Raw genomic sequence first — 21,209 nt, forward strand, 5'->3', positions numbered from 1 at the left:
GAGAGGCCTGCCTTTTTTTACGCCTGGATGTCTACCGCACGTGCGCCGTCTTCATGCGCCCATCCGGCTGCGAGCCGCCTTTTCCGATCATGGCCACGCTGACGGCCGAGACGAGGGAGGCGAACAGGATGTAGCCGACGATGTGCCACGGCTCGCCATTGCCCGTCTTGAGCAGGTAGGTGGCGATGATGGGCGTCAGGCCGCTGGCGAAGATGCCGGAGAACTGGTACACGAAGGAGATGCCCGTGTAGCGCACCTTGGCGTCGAACAGGTCGCAGAACAGGGCCGCTTCCGGGCCGTACACGGCCGAATACAGCACGCCCAGCGGGATGATCACGGAACACCACAGCAGCAAGGGATTGCCGGCGTGGTTGAGCATGATCCAGAAGGCGGGAATGGCCGACACGCCCGTGATCAGCGAACCCCAGAAAAACACCTTGCTGCGGCCGATGCGGTCCGACAGGCGGCCGAAGAACGGGATGCAGAAGCACATCACGACGGCCGACGCCATCACGCCCATCAGCGCTTCCGTGCGGTCGATCTTGATGGTGTTGGTCAGATAGGTGATGGAAAACACGCCGAAGATATTGAAGAACACGCCGTCGATATAGCGCGCGCCCATGCCCTTCAAGACGTTGCCCGGATAACGTTTCAGCAGGTCGAAGAACGGGATCTGCGTCTCCGCGTTCTTCTCCTTGACGGCCTGGAACTCCGGCGTTTCCATCACGTTCAAACGTATCCACATGCCGATGAAGACGAGGGCGGCCGACAGGATGAACGCGACGCGCCAGCCCCAGGACAGAAATTGCGCGTCCGTCAGCGTGTACGACAGGATGGCCACCACGCCGGAAGCGAGGCACAGGCCGATGGCCAGGCCGATCTGCGGCAGGCTGGCGTAGAAGCCGCGCTCCTTTGGCGGTGCATACTCATACGCCATCAACACGGCGCCGCCCCATTCGCCACCGAGGCCGATACCTTGCAGCACGCGCAGGAACAGCAGCAGGCCCGGTGCCCAGTAGCCGATATGGTCATACGTCGGCAGCACGCCGATCAGGAAGGTGGAGACGCCCATGATCATCAGGGTCATCACCAGCATGCTCTTGCGGCCGATCTTGTCGCCGAAGTGGCCGAAGATCACGCCGCCGATGGGGCGCGACAGAAAGCCCACGGCGAAGGTGCCATAGGCCAGCATGGTCGAGACGAGCGGATCGCCGCCCGGGAAATACAGCTTGCTGAATACGATGCCGGCAACGACGCCGTATAAAAAGAAGTCATACCATTCGATGGTGGCGCCGATCACGCTGGCCATCACGACTTTCCGCAGCTCTTTGGCCTTTTTCGGATTGTTCGTATTGTTATCCATAATATCTAGTCTCCAATCGATATCGATTATGTGTTTTTTTCTGATGCTTGGCTTGTCGCCGAGTCATTGGAGGCGGGGCCGTCTGCCCGCCGCTGGCATCCTCCTTTGGGAACGAAATGGGGGCGAGTCAGGCTGCCTTGGGCAGGCGCACGGCGTCCGCCAAAATCATGTCGGCCGCTTTTTCGGCGATCATGATGGTGGGCGCGTTCGTATTGCCCGAGACGATTTCCGGCATGATCGATGCGTCGACCACGCGCAGGTTCCGCATGCCGTGCACGCGCAGGCGCTCGTCGACGACGGCCATGGCGTCATGCCCCATCTTGCAGGTGCCGCTCGGGTGGTAGATCGACTGGCTGAAGCGCCGCGCCGCGTCCAGCAGTTCCTCATCGCTCTGGAACTGCGGGCCGGGCACGAACTCGGAAATGATGTGCGGCGCCAGCGACGGCGCGGCGGCGATCCTGCGCGCCACGCGCAGGGCGGCGATCGCCGTTTGCTGGTCGCGCGGGTCGGACAGGTAGTTCGGGTAGATGCCCGGATACGTAAATGGATCGGCGGACTTGATCGACACGTGGCCGCGGCTGTGCGGGCGCAGCTGGCACACGGACGACGTGAAGGCGGAAAACGGATGCGCGCCTTCGCCAGGCTTGTCGGCGCTCAGCGGCTGCATGTGGAACTGGATGTCGGGCCGTTCCACGTCGGGCGAGGAGCGGGTAAACACCGTCACCTGGCTGGCCGCCAGGGTCAAGGGTCCCGAGCGGGAAAACACATATTGCATGCCCACCCACAGCTTGCCCCACAGGCTGTTGACTTCATCGTTGAGGGTTTTCAGCCGCGTCTTGAAGACCAGGCGGATTTGCAGATGGTCTTGCAGGTTCTGTCCCACGCCGGGCAAGTCGTGCACCAGCGGCACGCCCACTTCATCGAGCAGGGCGCGCGGTCCGACGCCCGAACATTGCAGGATTTGCGGCGAACCGATGGCGCCCGCGCAGAGTATCACTTCGCCGCTGGCGCGCGCCTGGCGCAGCTGGCCATCTTGCCGGAATTCGATGCCGACGGCACGCTTGCCCTCGAACAGTACGCGCGTGATTTGCGCGCGCACTTCCACGCGCAGGTTGGCGCGCTTGCGGGCCGGCCGAAGGAAGGCTTTCGCCGTACTCCAGCGCAAGCCCTTGCTGGCCGTCTGCTGGAAGTAGCCGACGCCTTCCTGCGTGGCGCCGTTGTAATCGGCGTTGAAGGGAATGCCGCTTTCCGTGGCGCCCGCAATGAAATGTTCGGCGATGGGACGGCGCAGCCGCAGGTCCGACACTTTCAAGGGGCCGCCCACGCCGTGGTAATCGCTGGCGCCGCGTTCCTGGTCTTCCGATTTCTTGAAGTAGGGCAGTACTTCGGCGTAGCTCCAGCCGGCATTGCCCAGCTCGGCCCAGCGGTCGTAGTCTTCCTTCTGGCCCCGCACGTACAGCAAGCCGTTGAGCGAGCTGGAGCCGCCCAGCACCTTGCCACGCGGCCATTGCAACTGGCGCCCGGCAATGCCGGCGTCCGCTTCCGTGCGGTAGCACCAGTCCAGCTTGGGGTCGTGCATGGTCTTGAAATAGCCGACCGGCACGTGTATCCAGGGATTGTTGTCCTTGCCGCCCGCTTCCAGCAGCAGCACCTGGTTGGCGCTGTCGTGCGACAGGCGGTTGGCCAGCACGCAGCCGGCGGAACCGGCGCCGACAACGATGTAATCGTAGTGTGTTTGCAACATTGCTCTTGTCTCCTGCGTTGCGGTATCGCGCCGCCTCGGCGGGCGTTTTTTGCGATACACTGGTCTTTATTGGTTATTTTTGGAACGTCTGGTTCCATTTATAAAAGACGTGCAGCACCGGGACAAGCGGAAACAGCCGCATACGCGAGAGGTGAAACAGAACATGCATGATGCGTTTCAAAAACGGCCGGGCGAGGCCGAAGAAGGTGGTCAAGTGGAGACCGGCACGACCGCAAGCCATGGCGACGAGGCGCGGGGCTTGCGCGTGCTGCGTTTGATCGAGCACCTGGCCAGCGCCAGCCAGCCCCTGACCCTGTCGCAGCTGGCCGCGCGCATGCAGGTGCCCAAGGCCAGCATGATGCGCTTGCTCGATACCCTGGAGCAGCATGGCTATGTGCTGCGCACGCCCGTGGGGCGCGGCTATGTGCCCGGTGCCGCCTCGACCAACCTGGCGCTGGCGACCCTGCGCAACAATGCCCTGATTCGCGTGAGCCGCAGCATCCTGGGCAGCCTGGTGGCCGTCACGGGCGAGACGTGCAATCTAGCCATTCCTGAGGGCAATGCCATCGTCTACGTGGACAGGGTGGAAACGCAGGAACCGCTGCGCCTGCACCTGGTGCTGGGTACCCGCGCGCCCATGCATTGCACGGCCAGCGGAAAACTGTTTCTTGCGCACATGAGTTTGCTGGAGCGGCGCGAGCTGCTGGCCATGCTGACCCTGCAGGCGCGCACACCGAAAAGCATCACGGATCCCGTGCTGCTGGAGCGCGAGATCGTGCGTATCGCCCGCCTGGGCATCGGCATCGACGACGAGGAATTCGTGCACGGCATGGTGGCCGTGGCCGTGCCCATCTGCGCGGCCGACGGGCGCATCGTGGCGGCCGTCGCCTGCCACGCGCCCGTGGCGCGCAAATCCGTGGAGCAGCTGATGCAGCACGTGCCGCAGCTCAAGGAGGCGGCCGTCAAATTGCGGCCGCTATTGCTGGCGGAAAACAGTTAAGGTTTCAAGACCTTCGCCACTTTCGCGGCGCGCAGGCGGAAGGCGTCCGGCATGCTTGAACCCAGCAGCGGGCGCAGATACAGCCTGAAAGCATCGGTGACGTCCGTGCCGCTGGTGCTGATGAACTCGTCTTCCATGGTGCGCGTCTTGCCCGCGACCTCGGTGAGCGGCAGCAATTCATAATCGACGGAATAAAAGCCCGTGCGCTTGATGGCGACTGAGCCGTCGCGGTCGCCCCACATGGCGAATTGCACGGCTTTTTCGCCCACTTCGCGGGCTTCGCGCTGGTCCACGTCGGAGACGCAGCCGATGAAGGAGCGCTGCAGATAGCCGAAGGTGTCGCCGCGCACGCGCTTGATGCCGAGCTTGGCCTTGATTTCGTCGCACAGCAGGTCGGCCAGCGCGCCCGTGCCCGACAATTGCACGTTGCCGTGCGCATCGCGTTCGACTTCTTTCGCCAGCAGGCTGGCGATCGGCTCGCCCGAGGCATCGTGGATGCCTTCCGAGACGGCGATCACGCAGCGGCCGTATTTTTCATAGGTCGCTTTCACGTCGGCAAGGAATTTCTCCAGCACGAAGACGCGCTCGGGCAGGTAGATCAGGTGCGGGCCATCGTCGGGGAACTTCTTGCCCAGCGCCGAGGCGGCCGTCAAGAAACCCGCGTGGCGGCCCATCACGACGCCCACATAGACGCCGGGTAAGGCGGCGTTGTCGAGGTTGGCGCCGGCGAACGCTTGCGCGACGAAGCGCGCGGCCGACGGAAAGCCGGGCGTGTGGTCGCTGCCGACCAGGTCGTTGTCGATGGTTTTCGGGATATGGATGCAGCGCAGCGGATAGCCGGCCTTGTGCGCTTCCTCGCTGACGATGCGCACCGTGTCGGACGAGTCGTTGCCGCCGATGTAAAAGAAATGTTCGATCTCGTGCGCGCGCAGCACTTCGAAGATTTGCTGGCAGTAGGCGATGTCGGGCTTGTCGCGCGTGGAGCCGAGGGCCGACGATGGCGTGGCGGCCACCAGTTCCAGGTTATGGCTGGTTTCCTGCGTCAGATCAACGAATTCTTCATTGACGATGCCGCGCACGCCATGCAGCGCGCCATACACGCGCGTGACATGTTGAAAGCGCCGCGATTCGAGCACCACGCCCACCAGCGACTGGTTGATGACGGCGGTGGGGCCGCCTCCCTGGGCAACAAGAATTTTTCCAGACGGCATGGGATTTCCTCGTAAGTGGAACGGCCCTCCAGCCTACTCCTTTTTTGCCGGGGCGCTGCCTTTTCCGATAGTTCTGTCGAGGAATTTTTCCACGCGGCCCCAGAAGTCGATGCGGTTCTTCGGCAATGTCCAGCCATGGCCTTCCTCGTCGTAGACCACCCATTCGACATCGCGGTTGTGTTGCTTGACGGCCGCGTAAAACTGCTTGCCGTGGTACAGCGGCACCCGCTGGTCGGCGGCGCCGTACGCCAGCAGCAGGGGCTGGGTGATGCGCGCCGCCTGGGCGATGGGCGAGGTGGCCTGGAACTGGGCCGCGTCGGCCGTCCGATCGCCAATCAGTTCGGGCATGCCGTACTGTTTCCAGTCGTCGCCGAGGTCGGACTTGAAGCTCCAGTGGCCGCTATACATCAGATTGATGTCGGTCACGCCCACCCAGTCGACGGCGCAGCGGAACAGGTCGGGATCGTTGACCAGGCCCATCAGGGCTGCATAGCCGCCATAGCTGGCGCCGGCGATGCAGATGCGGCGCGGATCGGCGATGCCTTCGCCGATGGCCCAGCGCGCGCCATCGGCAAGATCGTCCTGCATCTTCAAGCCCCATTGCTTCCAGCCGGCGCGAAAATGCTTGGCGCCAAAGCCTGTGCTGCCGCGAAATTCCGGCTGCAATACGGCATAGCCACGCGAGGCAAGAAATTGCACTTCGGCATTCCATTGCCAGGAGCTGCCGCGCACATACGGGCCGCCATGCACGAGCACGACCAGCGGCAGCTGCTTGCCGGAACTCGTGGCGGGCACGGTGAGCCAGGCGGGAATGGACAGGCCATCGCGCGCCTTGTAGCGCACCAGCTGCTGCTCGCTCATCTGCGCCGGCTGGATGAGCGGCTGCGCCTCGCCGATGATGCTCAGCTTGCCCGTGTCGCTGTTGAACAGCGAGAACTTGCCCGGCTGCCGGTCGGAATACGAAGTCACCAGCATGAAGGGTGTGGTAGGGCGGGCCGCCAGCGAGACCAGGTTGATGGTCGCTGGCAACAGGGCGTCGATGCGCGCCTGGGTCGCCGTCATGGCGGGATCGAACCAGCGCGTGGCGCGCGCATCGCTCAGGTGGCGCACGCCCAGCAGTTTGCCTTGCCCGGCGATCAGATTGCCGCTGAAGTCATAGCCGTCGAGCGAGATGAGGGGCGTGGCTGTGATGCGACTGCTGGCCAGGTCGTAGGCATGCACGGACAGCGTATCGCTGCCCATGCGGGCGCTCACGTACAGGGTGCCGTCCGGACCGAAGGAGAGCGGGGTGAAGGCGTCGGGGCCGCCGAGGTAGGCGTCGAATTGCGCCAGCGTACGCCAGGCGCCGCCGTCCGGCTCCCGGTACATGATGCTTTCGATATTGCGTTCCCGCGTCACGGCCAGGCGCGGTTCGCCATGCTGGTCGAGCAGCCAGCGGCGCACCTTGCCCGGCGGCTTGACGGTCGTGCTGCGGCCCGTGAGCGTATCGAGCTGCCGCAAGCCCTCGTAGTCGACTTCGCCCGTCGAGGCGTACACGGTGCTGCGCACATACACAGCTTGGGAATCCTGCGCACCGCGCTGGCCCGTCAGGTAGGTATGCCAGGGCAGCAGTTTATAGATCGAGGTGGAGGCATCGGGCATGGCGCTGCGGGCGGCCAGCTGGCGAAAATTGCCGCCGTCGCGGTCGACGGCAAACAGGCCCGGCCCGAAACGCATGTCGCCGGGCGCCGTCTGGCGGTCGCGCGTGTTCAGGATCAGGCGTTCGTTGTTGACCCATTCGACGTCGCCCACGTCGACATCGCTGAATTGCGCCACGACCTTGATGCTGTTATCGAGCAGGTTGACGATGGCCAGCCGTTCGCGATTGTTCGCGCCGCTCACTTTCACGGCCAGGTGACGCGCATCGGGCGACAGCTGGGGGCCGCTGAATTCGGGATTGGCGAAGAAGGCCGACAGCGGTGGCGGCGCGACGGCGGTGTGCGCCTGTATGGGGATGGCAAACAGGCTGGCGCAGGCGGCCAGGATAGGTAGCAGACGCAAGAAAGCCTTGGGCATGGTGTGTTGTAACCTGGAAGAAAATTGAGATGGACGCTCACTCCGGCGCCCGGATATGTTCGACGAGCCCCATGCTGCGGCGTCCCGGCGCCGGCGTCAGCCAGCTGACCAGAATAGCGGCGGCCAGGCCGGCCGGCACGCCGAAGATGCCGGCGGAAATCGGTGCAATATGAAACCATTGGCCGCTGGCATTGCCACCCAGCATGGTGCTTGTATGCAGCATGTAGTACAGGCACACGCCAAAGCCCGTCAGCATGCCGGCCAGCGCGCCCTGGTAGTTGGCGCGTTGCCAGAACACGCCCAGCACCAGCGGCGGGAACAGGGTCGAGGCGGCCAGGGAAAAGGCCACGCCCACCAGCGACAAAATATCGGCCGGCTTTTGCGAGGCCGCATAGGCGGCGATGAAAGCCACGGCCAGCAGCAGCAATTTTGAAATCGTCACGCGCTTTTGCGTCGAGGCGCTGGGATCGACCACCTTGTAATAGATGTCGTGCGACAGGGCGTTCGAGATGGCCAGCAGCAAGCCATCGGCTGTCGACAGGGCGGCGGCCAGGCCGCCGGCCGCCACCAGGCCGGAAATCACGTAGGGCAGGCCGGCGATCTCGGGCGTGGCCAGAACGAGCACGTCGGCGTCGATGGAAATTTCCGCCAGTTGCACGATGCCGTCGCGGTTGACGTCGACGATGCTGATCAGGGGACTGAGCTTGTCCACATTGGCCCAGTACGACACCCAGGTGGGCAGATTCGCGTATTGGGTGCCCACGAGCGCCGAGTAGATATCGTACTTGACCAGCACGGCCAGCGCGGGAATCGTGAGATAGATCAACAGGATGAAGAACAGGGTCCAGAAGACGGACACGCGCGTGTCGTGCACGGAAGGCGTGGTGTACGATCGCATGAGGATGTGCGGCAGCGCGGCCGTGCCCAGCATCATGCAAAACACGAGGGCCAGGAAATTGTTGCGCTTGATGTCGGATTGCTCGCGGTCGGCGGCGGGAAACGGCTGCGCGTGCGGAATGATCGGCTCGGCGCGTTTCTGGTTCTGCGCCTGCGCCGCTTGCCACAGCACGCGTGCTTCGTCCGGACTTTTCGGATACGCGATCAGGTAGCGCTCCGCGTTGCGGATGTCGAACAGCGAGGTATTGCGTTGGCGCAAACTGTCGAGCTGGCGCTGGGCCGCCAGGCGGCCTTGCTCCCAGGAGCCGGGCAAGCCGTCGATGCGCGCCTGGTAGCTTTGCGCGCGCTGGCGGAAGATGGTGCGCACTTCGTTTTCTTTCGGGTCCGTTTCCAGCACGTGTTCGCGCGCGCTCAGCTGCGTCAGTACCTTGCCGTAGGCGATCTGCGGCACGGGATTGTCCGCATGCTTGACCGACAGCCACATGGCGGGAATCAAAAAGGCGACGAGGATGATGATGTATTGCGCCACCTGCGTCCAGGTGATGGCGCGCATGCCGCCCAGGAAGGAGCAGACGAGGATGCTGGCCAGGCCCAGGAAGATGCCGACGGAAAAATCCACGCCCGTGAAGCGCGAGGCGATCAGGCCGACGGCGTAGATCTGCGCCACCACATAGGTAAACGACACGATGATGGTGGCGGCCACGGCCACCACGCGCACGCTGGCGCCCCGTTTGTCGGTGCCGCTGCCGTAGCGGGCGGCGAGGAAATCGGGAATCGTGTACTGGCTGAACTTGCGCAGGTAGGGGGCGATCAATAGCGCCACCAGGCAATAGCCGCCCGTCCAGCCCATGATGAAGGCCAGGCCGTCGAAACCGTTCAGGTACAGGCCGCCGGCCAGGCTGATGAAGCTGGCTGCCGAAATCCAGTCGGCGGCCGTGGCCATGCCGTTGAACATGGCCGGCACCCTGCGCCCCGCCACATAGTATTCGGTGACGTTCGACGTGCGGCTGATGACGCCGATGGTGGCGTACAGGGTAATGGTGACGAGCATGAACAGGTAGCCGATCCACGCGCGCGGCATGCCTTCCTGTTCCAGCACGGACAAGGCCAGCAGGAAGGCGGCGAAACCGGCCGTAAACAGCAGGTAGTAGCGGCTCAGCCGGGCAAAGAAGGTAGGGTGGCCGCTCATGCTTGTTCCTCGGCATGAAAAGCCCGGTCCAGGCGGCGCATGCGCCAGGCATAGAAGGCGATGATGGCCAGGTACACGAGCGAGGCGCCCTGGGCCGCCATATAGAAGGGCAGGGGCCAGCCGAACAGATTCAGGTGCAACAGCTCGCGCGCATAGAACACGGTCAGGAAGCCCGTCAGCAGCCAGACCAGCAGCAAGATGGCCGTCAGGCGCCGCGTCTTGCGCCAGTGGATGTCGCGGCGCGCCTGCAATTCGGGGCTGGGCGCGTGCGACGGCCGCGCCGGGGCAAGGGGTGGGCTCGGCTTATCCATACGTGATGTCATCCTCTTCTGGCGCGTCCGGCAACAGCAGGGCGATGCTCAGGCGCAGCAGGGTGCCCGGCAGCTTTGGCGACTGCGCGCGCGGATTGTTGAAAATATCGACTTCGGCGCCATGCTGCTGGGCAATTTCGCGCACGATGGCCAGGCCCAGGCCGCTACCGTCGACATTGCTGCCGAGAATGCGGTAAAAGCGTTCGAACACGTGCGCCCGCTCGGCCGGCGCAATGCCGGGGCCCGTATCTTCCACTTCCAGGATGGCCAGCTCCAGGGTGCTGCGCACGCGCACCGTGACGCTGCCGCCCGACGGCGTGTAGCGCAGGGCGTTGTCGATCAGGTTGCTCAGCAGCTCGCGCAGCATCATGGCATTGCCGGAAATCATGATCGAATACGCGGGCTGCTCGAAGCCCAGGTCGATATGCTGGGCAAACGACGCTTGCACCCAGTCCTGCACCACGCCGCGCGCCAGTTCGCTCAGCTCGATCGGCTCGAACGCCGTGCCCGCCTGCGGCTGGTTTTCCGCGCGCGCCAGGGCCAGCAGCTGGTTGACCAGGCGCGTGGCCGCTTCCGAACTTTTCGCCAGCTGCAGCAGCGAGCGGTGGATCTCGTCGTGGTCGGTCTGGCGCAAGGCCAGCTCCGATTGCATGCGCATGCCGGCCAGCGGCGTCTTCATCTGGTGCGCGGCATCGGCGATGAAGCGTTTCTGCATGTCGATCGACAGCGACAGCCGCGCCAGCATCTCGTTGAGCGAACCGACCAGCGGCGTGATTTCCTCGGGTACCTGGCCCGATTCGATGGGCGATAAATCGTCGGGCGGCCGGGCGCGTATGCGTTCCTGCAATTGCGCCAGCGGCGACAGGCCGCGCGCCAGGGCAAACCAGACCAGGGCCAGGATCACAGGCAGGATGATGAACTGCGGCAAAATCACGCCCTTGATGATTTCATTGGCCAGTTGGGCGCGTTTTTCCAAGGTTTCCGCCACTTGCACCAGCGCCCGGCTTTGTTCCTCGTCGTTGCCGGAAGCAATATCGAGATAGCTGAACGCCACGCGCACGGGCGTGCCGTGGATGGTGTCGTTGCGAAACAGCACCATGCCGCTGCGGTATTTGTCGGGGTCTTGCGGTGGCGGCAAATCGCGGTCGCCGGCCAAGTATTCGCCGCGCGGTCCCACTACCAGGTAATACAGGGTGTCGACATCGTCGCCGCGCAGCAAGTCGCGGCCATTATTATTGCTGCTCTTTTGGTTCCTGTCCGGCGCGCGGCGCAGCATGGCCCCGTCGGCCTGCTTGACCTGCTGCGTGAGCACCGTCACGCTGTCTTCCAGCGCATGGTCGAACGGCTGATTGGCGATGCCCTTGGCCACCAGATAGGTGATGGCGATGCTCATCGGCCACAGCAGCAGCAGGGGCGCCAGCATCCAGTCGAGGATTTCGCCGAACAGCGAATGCTCGATGGTGTCATCCTGCTCGGTGGTGGGCGGCTCGAACCAGTCGTCGTCGTCCGGTTCGTCCGCTGGCGCCTCGCGTGCCTTCACTTGCTCGCGGGTCCGCTGGCCGGGCTTGCCGACTCGCCCGCTTCGGCGTTCAGGCGCGCCGCTTCCGAATATTTTTCCAGGCAATAGCCGAGGCCGCGCACGGTGGCGATGCGCACGCCGCCCACCTCGATCTTCTTGCGCAGGCGGTGGACATACACTTCGATGGCGTTGTTCGACACTTCCTCACCCCATTCGCACAGGTGGTCGACCAGCTGCTCTTTCGAGACGAGGCGGCCGGTGCGGCCCAGCAGGATTTCCAGCAAGCCCAGTTCGCGCGCCGACAGGTCGAGCATCTGGTCGTTGATGTAGGCGCTGCGTCCCACCTGATCATAGCTGAGGGGGCCGTGCTTGATGATGGTGGCGCCGCCGCCGGCGCCGCGGCGCGTCAGGGCGCGCACTCTTGCCTCCAGTTCCGACAAGGCGAACGGCTTGGCCATATAATCATCGGCACCGAGGTCGAGGCCATTGACGCGTTGTTCGATGGAATCGGCGGCCGTCAGGATCAGTACCGGCAGCAGCGAGGCGCGCGCGCGCAGGCGGCGCAGCACTTCCAGGCCGGACATTTTCGGCAGGCCCAGGTCGAGGATCAGCAAGTCGAATTCCTGGGTGGACAGGGCCGTATCGGCTTCCTGGCCCGTCTTGACGTAGTCGATCGCATAACCGGACTGGCGCAGCGAGCGGGTCAGGCCATCGGCCAGCACGCTGTCATCTTCGGCAAGTAAAATACGCATGGTGCACTTCCTATGCTTTGCGGCGGTAGAAGCTTGTATTGTGTTTCATTTTCCGCAAGGTGGCGAATTTTTGTGAAAATCCAGGCTTGTATTGATCTGTTTCAAAACAAATCCACGTTCCGCTTGCATTGATCACTGTTTTTTTATACAGTACTGTCTGTGTAAAGAATTTAACCCACTGGCGCTATCGCAGGCTGCACGGTTCACGTAGATGCGTCACGTGAATCCGCAACTGTAGAACGGCTGAAAGAACATATGGACGATAAAAAAGCTGTAGTACCCGCATCGGAAAAAGCCAAGGCGCTCGCCGCCGCACTGGCGCAGATCGAGAAGCAGTTTGGCAAAGGTTCGGTCATGCGCATGGATGCCAGCGCACCGATCGAAGAAGTGCAAGTCGTGTCGACCGGTTCGCTCGGCCTCGATATCGCGCTGGGCGTGGGCGGCTTGCCGCGCGGCCGCGTGGTGGAAATCTACGGTCCGGAATCGTCGGGTAAAACCACGCTGACCCTGCAAACCATCGCCGAAATGCAAAAACTGGGCGGCACGTGCGCCTTTATCGACGCCGAGCACGCGCTGGATGTCGGTTACGCGCAAAAGCTGGGCGTGAACCTGCATGAATTGCTGATCTCGCAACCGGATACGGGCGAGCAGGCGCTGGAAATCTGCGACGCCCTCGTGCGTTCGGGCAGCGTCGACCTCGTCGTCATCGACTCCGTGGCCGCGCTGACGCCACGCGCCGAGATCGAAGGCGACATGGGCGATTCCCTGCCAGGCTTGCAAGCGCGCCTGATGTCGCAAGCCCTGCGCAAGCTGACCGGTTCCATCAACCGCACCAATACTCTGGTCATCTTCATCAACCAGATCCGCATGAAGATCGGCGTGATGTTCGGCAGCCCGGAAACGACCACCGGCGGCAATGCGCTGAAATTCTACGCTTCCGTGCGCCTGGACATCCGCCGCACCGGCTCGATCAAGTCCGGTGATGAAGTGATCGGCAACGAAACCAAGGTCAAGGTCGTCAAGAACAAGATCGCGCCACCGTTCAAGGAAGCGCACTTCGACATCCTGTACGGCGCAGGCACTTCGCGCGAAGGCGAAATCCTGGACCTGGGCTCGGATGCCAAGATCGTGGAAAAATCCGGTTCGTGGTACAGCTACAACGGCGAACGCATCGGCCAGGGCAAGGACAACGCCCGCGCCTTCCTGCAAGAGCGTCCGGCGCTGGCCCGCGAAATCGAAAACAAGGTCCGCGCTTCGCTGGGCGTACGCGAACTGCCGCCGCTGGCTGCTGAAAAACCGGAAAAAGCGGACAAAGCCGCCGACAAGGCTGCCAAGGCTGCGGAAGCCAAGCCAGAGTAGGTCGGATTAGCGCGGCAAAGCCGCGCGTAATCCGACAACACCACAGACGCCAATAATGTTGTCGGATTACGGCCCAAGGGGCCTAATCCGACCTACGCATGGCTTGCCGCAAGGTAGGACCATAATCGCCGTCCCGCGCTGTTGCGCCGGGCGGCGATTGTGTTTGGGTGACGTGATCGTGGAATGAAAGACAAGGTGGGTGTATGGCCGCAGTACAACTAAGCTTGAAGGGCAGGGCGCTACGCTTTTTGTCGATGCGTGAACACAGCCGCATGGAATTGCGGCGCAAGCTGCAGCGCCATGCGCAAGAGGGCGATGACGTGGAAGCCTTGCTCGACAGCCTGGAGCAAGCCAACTGGCTGTCGCAGGAGCGCTTTTCCGAGTCGCTGATCCACCGCCGCTCGGCCCGCTTCGGCAATAGCCGCATCATGGCGGAGTTGCAAAGTCATGGCATTGGTGGCGAGGCGCTGCAGGAACTCAAGGCGGGCCTGGCCGAAGGCGAAGTTGCACGCGCCTGCGAAGTGTGGCGCCGCAAATTTGGTGAAGTAGCGCAGGATGCGGAGCAGCGCAACAAGCAGATGCGTTTCTTGATGCAGCGCGGTTTTTCCCAGCGCGCCGTGCAAGCGGCCTTGAAGGGGCTGGATCCCGACGAGGAATAAGGCTGGCCAGGGCACGCCGGCCGCCACGGCCGTGCCGCCATGAACTGCGCTTTCAAACGCCGTCTGTTTCCCGTATGGCGATGCCGCGCGATCGGGTATGCTGGCGCTCGAACGCTGTGCGATGCGCAGCAACACTGACCGTGACAGGATGCAAGATGAGCAACTGGAATGCCGGCTATGTGGCCGAAATCGCCTATACCTATGGTTATTACGAAGAACTGAATCCTCTGCGCCTGCGGCTGCCCCTGCTGGCTGCCGGGCTTGCCTTGCCGGACAGCGGCACGGCTTGCGAGCTGGGCTTTGGCCAGGGCATCAGCGCCAACATCCATGCGGCGGCGTCCTCCACACGCTGGCATGGCAATGATTTCAATCCATCCCAGGCCGCCTTTGCGCAGGAGCTGGCCAGCGCGGCCGGCGCCGGCGCGCAGTTCACGGACGAATCGTTCGCGCAGTTTTGCTGTCGCGACGACTTGCCCGATTTCGACTTTATCTGCCTGCACGGGATCTGGAGCTGGGTCTCGGCGGACAATCGCGCGCTCATCGTCGACTTCCTGCGGCGCAAGCTGAAAGTGGGCGGTGTTGTCTTCATCAGTTACAACACGCAGCCAGGCTGGGCCGCCATGATGCCGATGCGCGACCTGATGGCCGAACATAGCCGTGTCATGAGCGCCGCGGGCCAGGGCGTGCTGGCCAGAGTCGCTGGCGCCATCGATTTCGTCGACAGGATGATCGCCGCGCAACCGCGCTTCCTGGAGGCCAACCCGCTCCTGGCCGACCGCATCGACAAGCTCAAGGCGATGGATGGACATTATCTTGCCCATGAGTATTTCAATGCCGACTGGCAGCCGATGGCCTTTTCCAGCGTCGCGGCCATGCTGGGCGAAGCCAAGCTCGAGTTTGCCGCGTCCGCCACCTATACCGCTCTGGTCGACATGCTGAACCTGACGGCCGAGCACCAGCAATTCCTGGCCGAGATACCCGATCCCGTCTTCCGCGAGACGACGCGCGCCTTCCTCGTCAACGAGCAGTTCCGCAAAGACTACTGGGTCAAGGGCGCGCGCAGGCTGACGCCGTTCGCCCAGGCCAGCGCCTTGCGGGCCGTGCGCGTGATGCTGGCCGTGCCGCGCGACGAAGTGGTGTTGAGCGTGCATGGCGTGCTGGGCGACGCCGATATGGATGAGCGCGTGTATGCGCCCGTGCTCGATGCCATGGCCGACCATCGCGTGTACACGATAGGCGAGCTGGAGCAGCAACTGGCGGGCAGCGAAGCCAGCCTGGCTGCCTTGCTGCAGATCATGCTGGTGCTGGTCAGCAAGGGCAGCGTGCTGGCTGTGCAGAACGAGGCCGACATTGCCGTGGCGCGGCCGCAGACGGCGCGCCTGAATGCGCACCTGCTGGAACAGGCACTGGCAAGAACCGATTTGAACATCCTCGCCATTCCCCTGACGGGCAGCGGCGTGGCTGTACCGCATTTACAACAGCTGTTCCTGTGGGCAAAACTGCAAGGTTGTTCAACGCCGCAAGAATGGGTGGCCGCGACATGGCCGGTGTTGCTGCGCCTGAAGCAGCTGCTGACGAAGGACGGGCAGCCCTTGTTGACGGAAGAGGAAAACCTGGCCGAACTGCTGGCGCACGCGCAGTATTTCTCTGCGCGTAGCTTGCCCATTTTGCGCGTACTGGGAGTGACAGACTGAGACGCGGCGCCGGCCAGCTTGCCGGTGCCCGCATACCCGTACCCGGGTTATTCATTTTGTGAATGTTTGTCATTCATTTTGCGATTTTCATTAATAATTTGCGGCGGGCGGCCAGACCAATAAAAAATTATGTTGCGGCGCAACTAGCGCCCTGTGTGCTACACTTTTAGGGTTTTTGCGGCGCCGCAGGTGCGGTTGCTGTTCGTAGAAGCTGCGAACGGCGTGCTTTATGCACATGGCTGCTTACTAATTATGGCCGCGCAAGCGGCATCGGTCTTATGCCCCTGTCAATTCCCGTATCCCGGCGCGCCCTACGGCACTCCCGCGTTATCGACGTCCAAGCGTATGTGCGCGACGACGGCCTGTGGGATATTGACGCCCATATCACCGACATCAAAAGCTATGACGCGACCCTGGCCTCCGGCCTCCGTCCCGCCGGCGCCCCTCTGCATGACCTCCACTTGCGCATTACCGTCGATCGCGAACTGACCATTGTCGAGGCCGAAGCTGCCTCCGATGCCGTGCCCTATCCCGGTTTTTGCGATACCATCGGCCCCGCTTACCGGGCCTTGATCGGTCTGAATTTATTGAAGAATTTCCGCCGCGACTTGAAACAGCGCCTGGCGGGAATCGCCGGCTGTACCCATTTGACCGAACTGGCGCAAGTCTTGCCGACTGCGACGGTTCAGGCATTTGCCGGCGATGTCTGGTCGACCCGCGACGGTGAGAATGCTGATTTGCCGCATGAAAAGCCGTTTCAACTCGACAAATGCCACGCCCTGCGCACCGATGGCGGGGCGGTTGCACAGTATTACCCGCGCTGGGTAGCCAAAGCGTGACCCCGGCGCTTACCTGTTTTTTTTGCACCACTAACCGTATTTTTACACATCAGTATCAGAAGGGAAGCCAGCATGAAAATCCATGAGTATCAAGCCAAAGAAATCCTCCGGCAATTCGGAGTGACGGTACCACGCGGTATTCCGTGCATGTCCGTCGAAGAAGCCGTCAAGGCTGCGGAAACCCTGGGCGGCCCGGTGTGGGTTGTCAAGGCGCAGATCCACGCAGGTGGCCGCGGCAAGGGCGGCGGCGTGAAAGTGGCAAAATCGATGGAACAGGTCAAGGAATACGCTGACCAGATCATGGGCATGCAGCTGATCACGCATCAGACCAGCGCCGAAGGCCAGAAAGTCAACCGCCTGCTGGTGGAAGAAGGCGCCGACATCAAACAAGAACTGTACGTTTCGCTGGTCACCGACCGCGTTACCCAGAAAATCGTCCTGATGGCGTCGTCCGAAGGCGGCATGGACATCGAAGAAGTGGCCGAGAGCCACCCGGAGAAGATCCACCACGTGACCATCGATCCGGGCGTAGGCCTGACCGATGCCCAGGCAGACGACATCGCCGCCAAAATCGGCGTGCCTGCCGGTTCCATCGCCGACGCACGCGTCAACCTGCAAGGCTTGTACAAAGCGTACTGGGAAACCGACTGCTCGCTGGCCGAGATCAACCCGCTGATCGTTACCGGCAGCGGCAAAGTCATCGCCCTGGACGCCAAGTTCAACTTTGACCCGAACGCCCTGTTCCGTCACCCGGAAATCGTCGCCCTGCGCGATCTGGACGAAGAAGATCCAGCTGAAATCGAAGCGTCGAAATTCGACCTGGCCTACATCTCGCTCGACGGCAACATCGGTTGCCTGGTGAACGGCGCCGGCCTGGCCATGGCCACCATGGACACCATCAAGCTGTTCGGCGGCGAGCCAGCCAACTTCCTGGACGTCGGCGGCGGCGCCACGGCAGAAAAAGTCACCGAAGCGTTCAAGATCATGCTGAAAAACCCAGGCCTGAAAGCTATCCTGGTGAACATTTTCGGCGGCATCATGCGTTGCGACGTGATCGCTGAAGGCGTCATCGCCGCAGTGAAAGCCGTCTCGCTGAACGTGCCACTGGTCGTGCGCATGAAGGGCACCAACGAAGACCTGGGCAAAAAGATGCTGGCCGATTCCGGTCTGCCTATCATCGCAGCCGACACCATGGAAGATGCAGCCAAGAGCGTCGTTGCCGCTGCTGCCGGTCAAGCTTAATTAAGGAATCAACATGTCCATTCTGATCAATAAAGATACCAAAGTCGTTACCCAAGGGATCACCGGCAAGACCGGCCAGTTCCACACCCGCGGTTGCCGCGACTACGCGAACGGCAAAGCTGCCTTCGTGGCAGGCGTGAACCCGAAGAAAGCCGGCGAAGATTTCGAAGGCATTCCTATTTTCGCTAACGTTACCGAAGCGAAAAAAGAAACCGGCGCCAACGTTTCCGTGATCTACGTGCCGCCAGCAGGCGCGGCAGCGGCGATCTGGGAAGCTGTCGAAGCTGAAATGGATCTGGCCATTTGCATCACCGAAGGCATTCCTGTCCGTGACATGATGGCCCTGAAAGACCGCATGGCCAAAGCCAACAGCAAAACCTTGCTGCTGGGCCCTAACTGCCCAGGCCTGATCACGCCAGACGAAATCAAGATCGGCATCATGCCAGGTCACATCCACAAGAAGGGCCGTATCGGCGTGGTGTCCCGTTCGGGCACCCTGACCTATGAAGCTGTGGGTCAATTGACCGCACTGGGCCTGGGCCAATCGTCGGCAGTCGGCATCGGCGGCGACCCGATCAACGGTCTGAAGCACATCGACATCATGAAGATGTTCAATGATGATCCAGATACCGACGCGGTCATCATGATCGGCGAAATCGGTGGTCCGGACGAAGCCAACGCGGCTTATTGGATCAAAGACAACATGAAAAAACCGGTCGTTGGCTTCATCGCTGGCGTGACGGCTCCTCCAGGCAAGCGCATGGGCCACGCCGGCGCGCTGATCTCGGGCGGTGCCGATACGGCACAAGCCAAGCTGGAAATCATGGAAGCTTGCGGCATCACCGTGACCAAAAACCCGTCGGAAATGGCGCGTCTGCTGAAAGCCATGCTGTAATTCCAGCCTGGTCACCGCAGTACAAAAAAGGAGCTTCGGCTCCTTTTTTTTGTCCGCAAGACAGGCCGATTCCCGCCCTGGGCGGACGGCGCTGGTCCGAACCCGCCCAAATGTGTCGTTTTTCTTGCCATGCGTACCGCCGCCGCCCGCGCGCGCCGCTGGCATGGCGCTTGCACCATGCACGGCACGAGCAATGCACAATGGGAGAATACGATGCGCGCGCAAAGCGGATTTACCTTGATAGAACTGATGATCGTGGTGGCCATCGCCGGCATCCTGGCGGCCGTGGCCATTCCCCAGTATGGCGACTATACGATGCGGGCCAAGGTCAGCAATGTGCTGGCGGCGGCCGCACCCTTGAAAACGGCCGTGGCCCTGTGTGTGCAGGAAAATGGCGGCGAGGCGGCCGCCTGCAGCACGCCCACCGAGAGTGTGCCCAGCGCCATCCCCGTGTTCAGTGCCACGCGCGAAGTGGCCAGCGCCACAGTGAGCAAGGGCGATATCGTGCTGACCCTGGCGGCCGACCTGGGCACGGGTATCGGTGGACAAACAGTGACGATGACCATGAAGCCGGGTACCAGCAGCCTGACCTGGTTCAATAGCACCACCGTGACGAATCCGGCAGCGAAGGAAGCGATTACCAAAAACAATATTCCCGTCGTGACATCGACGCTGTAAGTGGTGCTTGCCAGCTGGGTCTAGACGATTTTTTGCCGGTCCGCGATCAGCGCTTCGTAGGTGAGGTTTTGCAGCAAGGTGTAGTGGGTCGGTTCCAGGTCGATGAATTGCACGCCGTACGTATAGATTTCGGCCACCCCGGCGGCGTGGCCGTTCGACGGCTTGCCCACGCTGACGTTCTGGATGCGGGCGCGCGTGTTGACGCGCATCTGGTGCTTGTTCGGCTGCACCAGCAGGGTAAAGCTCAGTGCCACGCCTTCGTCATCGGGCGTGAGCATGCTGGGCGCCTCGATCAGCGCGCCCGTGACGCTGAGATTGACGATGAACACGGGCACGGCCGCCACGTCGCGGTAGCTCAGCTGTGCCGGAATTTCCACTTTCACGCGCATGGCCGTGCGCAGGCTGGTGCCCTGGATGGCGTCGGGAAAGCTCAGGTGGACATAGTTGAGCGGGCGGCCGAAGATGCGCAGCACGCTGCAGGAAAAGGAACAGACGGTGACGCCGGAAAACACGCGGATGGTCAGCTTGTCGCCTTCGTTGAGCACGATGGACGCGCCGTTTTCCATGGGAATCTTGACGATCAGGTACTCGTCTTTCACATAGCCGATGACGGTCGAGAAATGCTGGATGGGTTTGATGGTGCGGTGCGTGATGAACTGGATGCGTCCCCCCACCTGCAGATTCATGGCCTCGAAGTCGAAGTCCTGGAGCTTGGTTTCCGCGGCGGGCTTGTTGCTTGTCATGCGATGCTCATGTGGATATGGACGACTCGCAGTATGCATGATTTCTTGATGAAAAAGCATTTATATCAATGAAATTCATTTTTGCATCGAAAGTGCCATGGGCACATGCGGGTGCTCGGTGCAGGCTTTACAATAGGATCAATATTGACGAATGTAAATCTTATGCCGCGCAGCTACTTCTGGACCATGTTGTTCCTGATCTTGCATCAAATCGACGCTGCCTACTGGAAAGAGTGGGAAATGTTTCATGTGCCGGGCGGCGTACAGGGTTTTCTCGTGTTTAACCTGGCGGCCATTGCCCTGGTGCTGGCCGGTTACCGGCACGTGCTGCTGGCCACTCCGCGGGCGCCCCTGTATGCGGGCATCTGCGCCGCGCTGGGCGTGGGCACTTGCCTGATCCATGCCGGATTTGCGCTGGCAGGGCTGGAGCAATTCCACTTGCCCCTGTCCATGGCCATCATCGCGCTGTGCCTGGCCAGTGGCGTGTGGCTGCTGCGCGACTTGCGCCGCGACCGGGGCCAACTGGCGCGCCAGGCGGCATAGTTACACTTCCGCGTGCCAGTCGCCCGACTTGCCGCCATGCTTTTCCAGCACGCGCACATTCGTCATGACCATGCCCCGGTCGACGGCCTTGCACATGTCGTAGATCGTCAACAAGCCGATCTGCACGGACGTGAGCGCTTCCATTTCCACGCCCGTCTTGCCCGTCGTGTCGACCTGGGCGCGGCAGTGCACGCTGTTGGCCGCTTCATCCACTTCAAAATCGACGGTGACGCGCGTGAGGGCCAGCGGGTGGCACAGGGGAATCAGGTCGCTCGTGCGCTTGGCGCCCATGATGGCGGCGATGCGGGCAATGCCCAGCACGTCGCCCTTTTTTGCATTGCCGGAAATGATCAATGCCAGGGTGGCCGGTTGCATGCGGATGGTGCCGGCGGCCACGGCGCTGCGGCGCGTGTCTTCCTTGCTGCCCACGTCGACCATATGGGCCTGGCCCGTGGCGTCGAAATGGGTCAGTTCTCCGGCGGGGGCTTGCTTGTCTGCTGTTGTCATGGCGTCAAA

General features: G+C 62.3%; 19 protein-coding genes. 9 read left to right on the forward strand and 10 right to left on the reverse strand.

The window, feature by feature from the left end; all coding sequences use genetic code 11:
* Positions 1 to 31 precede the first annotated feature (31 nt).
* Both ASN89_RS04570 and ASN89_RS04575 read right to left on the reverse strand, forming a co-directional pair.
* Complete coding sequence (locus tag ASN89_RS04570) at positions 32 to 1,363, reverse strand: MFS transporter (protein WP_058048423.1); 1,332 nt, start codon at positions 1,361 to 1,363, stop codon at positions 32 to 34.
* Positions 1,364 to 1,490: 127 nt separating this feature from the next.
* Positions 1,491 to 3,107: a GMC family oxidoreductase gene (locus ASN89_RS04575; protein WP_058048424.1), complete on the reverse strand. Its 1,617-nt coding sequence runs from the start codon at positions 3,105 to 3,107 to the stop codon at positions 1,491 to 1,493.
* A 163-nt stretch (positions 3,108 to 3,270) separates the two neighbouring features.
* Between ASN89_RS04575 and ASN89_RS04580 the strand changes: the two genes are divergently transcribed.
* Entirely contained in the window at positions 3,271 to 4,107 is an 837-nt protein-coding gene (locus ASN89_RS04580; RefSeq protein ID WP_082654395.1) for an IclR family transcriptional regulator, read from the forward strand.
* Here the strand turns inward: ASN89_RS04580 and ASN89_RS04585 are convergent.
* From ASN89_RS04585 to ASN89_RS04610, 6 genes are read right to left on the reverse strand one after another with little or no spacing between them, the layout of a single operon-like run.
* Complete coding sequence (locus tag ASN89_RS04585; RefSeq protein ID WP_058048425.1) at positions 4,104 to 5,318, reverse strand: 6-phosphofructokinase; 1,215 nt, start codon at positions 5,316 to 5,318, stop codon at positions 4,104 to 4,106. The genes ASN89_RS04580 and ASN89_RS04585 overlap by 4 nt on opposite strands.
* Before the next feature lie 33 nt (positions 5,319 to 5,351).
* Positions 5,352 to 7,373, reverse strand: coding sequence for an alpha/beta hydrolase family protein (locus ASN89_RS04590; protein ID WP_058048426.1), 2,022 nt, complete (start codon positions 7,371 to 7,373; stop codon positions 5,352 to 5,354).
* 37 nt (positions 7,374 to 7,410) lie between these two features.
* Complete coding sequence (locus ASN89_RS04595) at positions 7,411 to 9,459, reverse strand: sodium:solute symporter family protein (RefSeq protein WP_058048427.1); 2,049 nt, start codon at positions 9,457 to 9,459, stop codon at positions 7,411 to 7,413.
* Positions 9,456 to 9,770 carry a DUF4212 domain-containing protein gene (locus tag ASN89_RS04600; protein WP_058048428.1) on the reverse strand — a complete coding sequence of 105 codons (315 nt, stop codon included), beginning with the start codon at positions 9,768 to 9,770 and terminating at the stop codon, positions 9,456 to 9,458. The genes ASN89_RS04595 and ASN89_RS04600 overlap by 4 nt, the downstream gene beginning before the upstream one ends.
* Positions 9,763 to 11,310 carry a sensor histidine kinase gene (locus ASN89_RS04605; RefSeq protein ID WP_058048429.1) on the reverse strand — a complete coding sequence of 516 codons (1,548 nt, stop codon included), beginning with the start codon at positions 11,308 to 11,310 and terminating at the stop codon, positions 9,763 to 9,765. The genes ASN89_RS04600 and ASN89_RS04605 overlap by 8 nt, the downstream gene beginning before the upstream one ends.
* Positions 11,307 to 12,041: a response regulator transcription factor gene (locus tag ASN89_RS04610; protein ID WP_034746066.1), complete on the reverse strand. Its 735-nt coding sequence runs from the start codon at positions 12,039 to 12,041 to the stop codon at positions 11,307 to 11,309. Before ASN89_RS04610 ends, ASN89_RS04605 begins: the two co-directional genes overlap by 4 nt.
* 255 nt (positions 12,042 to 12,296) lie before the next feature.
* Here ASN89_RS04610 and recA point away from each other — a divergent pair, with 255 nt between their 5' ends.
* The 7 genes from recA to ASN89_RS04645 all read left to right on the forward strand — a co-directional run bounded on the left by recA (position 12,297) and on the right by ASN89_RS04645 (position 19,407).
* Positions 12,297 to 13,400: a recombinase RecA gene (recA, locus tag ASN89_RS04615; RefSeq protein ID WP_034746069.1), complete on the forward strand. Its 1,104-nt coding sequence runs from the start codon at positions 12,297 to 12,299 to the stop codon at positions 13,398 to 13,400.
* Between the two features lie 203 nt (positions 13,401 to 13,603).
* The gene (recX, locus tag ASN89_RS04620; protein ID WP_034746072.1) at positions 13,604 to 14,059 is read left to right on the forward strand and encodes a recombination regulator RecX; all 456 of its coding nucleotides are present in this window, start codon (positions 13,604 to 13,606) and stop codon (positions 14,057 to 14,059) included.
* A 155-nt stretch (positions 14,060 to 14,214) separates the two neighbouring features.
* A complete protein-coding gene (locus tag ASN89_RS04625; RefSeq protein ID WP_058048430.1) occupies positions 14,215 to 15,753 on the forward strand; it encodes a class I SAM-dependent methyltransferase in 1,539 nt (512 codons plus the stop codon).
* Between the two features lie 278 nt (positions 15,754 to 16,031).
* Positions 16,032 to 16,592 carry a DUF2889 domain-containing protein gene (locus tag ASN89_RS04630; RefSeq protein ID WP_046684395.1) on the forward strand — a complete coding sequence of 187 codons (561 nt, stop codon included), beginning with the start codon at positions 16,032 to 16,034 and terminating at the stop codon, positions 16,590 to 16,592.
* Between the two features lie 72 nt (positions 16,593 to 16,664).
* The gene (gene sucC, locus ASN89_RS04635; protein ID WP_046684394.1) at positions 16,665 to 17,834 is read left to right on the forward strand and encodes an ADP-forming succinate--CoA ligase subunit beta; all 1,170 of its coding nucleotides are present in this window, start codon (positions 16,665 to 16,667) and stop codon (positions 17,832 to 17,834) included.
* 13 nt (positions 17,835 to 17,847) lie between these two features.
* Complete coding sequence (gene sucD / locus ASN89_RS04640) at positions 17,848 to 18,729, forward strand: succinate--CoA ligase subunit alpha (protein ID WP_034746085.1); 882 nt, start codon at positions 17,848 to 17,850, stop codon at positions 18,727 to 18,729.
* Between the two features lie 129 nt (positions 18,730 to 18,858).
* Complete coding sequence (locus tag ASN89_RS04645) at positions 18,859 to 19,407, forward strand: pilin (protein ID WP_414842502.1); 549 nt, start codon at positions 18,859 to 18,861, stop codon at positions 19,405 to 19,407.
* Positions 19,408 to 19,427: 20 nt separating this feature from the next.
* Here ASN89_RS04645 and ASN89_RS04650 read toward each other — a convergent pair whose 3' ends face one another.
* Positions 19,428 to 20,150, reverse strand: a complete 723-nt coding sequence (locus ASN89_RS04650; RefSeq protein WP_058048432.1) for a flagellar brake protein — start codon at positions 20,148 to 20,150, stop codon at positions 19,428 to 19,430.
* Positions 20,151 to 20,312: 162 nt separating this feature from the next.
* Between ASN89_RS04650 and ASN89_RS04655 the strand changes: the two genes are divergently transcribed.
* Positions 20,313 to 20,693 carry a DUF6713 family protein gene (locus ASN89_RS04655; protein ID WP_058048433.1) on the forward strand — a complete coding sequence of 127 codons (381 nt, stop codon included), beginning with the start codon at positions 20,313 to 20,315 and terminating at the stop codon, positions 20,691 to 20,693.
* On the opposite strand, the gene moaC is transcribed toward ASN89_RS04655, so the two are convergent.
* On the reverse strand, positions 20,694 to 21,200 hold the full coding sequence (gene moaC / locus ASN89_RS04660) for a cyclic pyranopterin monophosphate synthase MoaC (protein WP_034746095.1): 507 nt from the start codon (positions 21,198 to 21,200) through the stop codon (positions 20,694 to 20,696). It abuts the gene before it with no gap.
* Positions 21,201 to 21,209 lie beyond the last annotated feature (9 nt).

The sequence above is a fragment of the Janthinobacterium sp. Ant5-2-1 genome, from assembly GCF_001445815.1.
Taxonomy (GTDB): Bacteria; Pseudomonadota; Gammaproteobacteria; order Burkholderiales; family Burkholderiaceae_D; genus Janthinobacterium; species Janthinobacterium lividum_E.

Coding starts and splice junctions, on each gene's coding strand:
- ASN89_RS04595 (WP_058048427.1), bottom strand. CDS start 9,459: ATGAGCGGCCACCCTACCTTCTTTGCCCGGCTGAGCCGCTACTACCTG.
- ASN89_RS04625 (WP_058048430.1), top strand. CDS start 14,215: ATGAGCAACTGGAATGCCGGCTATGTGGCCGAAATCGCCTATACCTAT.
- ASN89_RS04580 (WP_082654395.1), top strand. CDS start 3,271: ATGCATGATGCGTTTCAAAAACGGCCGGGCGAGGCCGAAGAAGGTGGT.
- ASN89_RS04650 (WP_058048432.1), bottom strand. CDS start 20,150: ATGACAAGCAACAAGCCCGCCGCGGAAACCAAGCTCCAGGACTTCGAC.
- ASN89_RS04575 (WP_058048424.1), bottom strand. CDS start 3,107: ATGTTGCAAACACACTACGATTACATCGTTGTCGGCGCCGGTTCCGCC.
- sucC (WP_046684394.1), top strand. CDS start 16,665: ATGAAAATCCATGAGTATCAAGCCAAAGAAATCCTCCGGCAATTCGGA.
- ASN89_RS04570 (WP_058048423.1), bottom strand. CDS start 1,363: ATGGATAACAATACGAACAATCCGAAAAAGGCCAAAGAGCTGCGGAAA.
- ASN89_RS04590 (WP_058048426.1), bottom strand. CDS start 7,373: ATGCCCAAGGCTTTCTTGCGTCTGCTACCTATCCTGGCCGCCTGCGCC.
- ASN89_RS04645 (WP_414842502.1), top strand. CDS start 18,859: ATGCGTACCGCCGCCGCCCGCGCGCGCCGCTGGCATGGCGCTTGCACC.
- ASN89_RS04655 (WP_058048433.1), top strand. CDS start 20,313: ATGCCGCGCAGCTACTTCTGGACCATGTTGTTCCTGATCTTGCATCAA.
- ASN89_RS04600 (WP_058048428.1), bottom strand. CDS start 9,770: ATGGATAAGCCGAGCCCACCCCTTGCCCCGGCGCGGCCGTCGCACGCG.
- sucD (WP_034746085.1), top strand. CDS start 17,848: ATGTCCATTCTGATCAATAAAGATACCAAAGTCGTTACCCAAGGGATC.
- recA (WP_034746069.1), top strand. CDS start 12,297: ATGGACGATAAAAAAGCTGTAGTACCCGCATCGGAAAAAGCCAAGGCG.
- recX (WP_034746072.1), top strand. CDS start 13,604: ATGGCCGCAGTACAACTAAGCTTGAAGGGCAGGGCGCTACGCTTTTTG.
- moaC (WP_034746095.1), bottom strand. CDS start 21,200: ATGACAACAGCAGACAAGCAAGCCCCCGCCGGAGAACTGACCCATTTC.
- ASN89_RS04610 (WP_034746066.1), bottom strand. CDS start 12,041: ATGCGTATTTTACTTGCCGAAGATGACAGCGTGCTGGCCGATGGCCTG.
- ASN89_RS04585 (WP_058048425.1), bottom strand. CDS start 5,318: ATGCCGTCTGGAAAAATTCTTGTTGCCCAGGGAGGCGGCCCCACCGCC.
- ASN89_RS04630 (WP_046684395.1), top strand. CDS start 16,032: ATGCCCCTGTCAATTCCCGTATCCCGGCGCGCCCTACGGCACTCCCGC.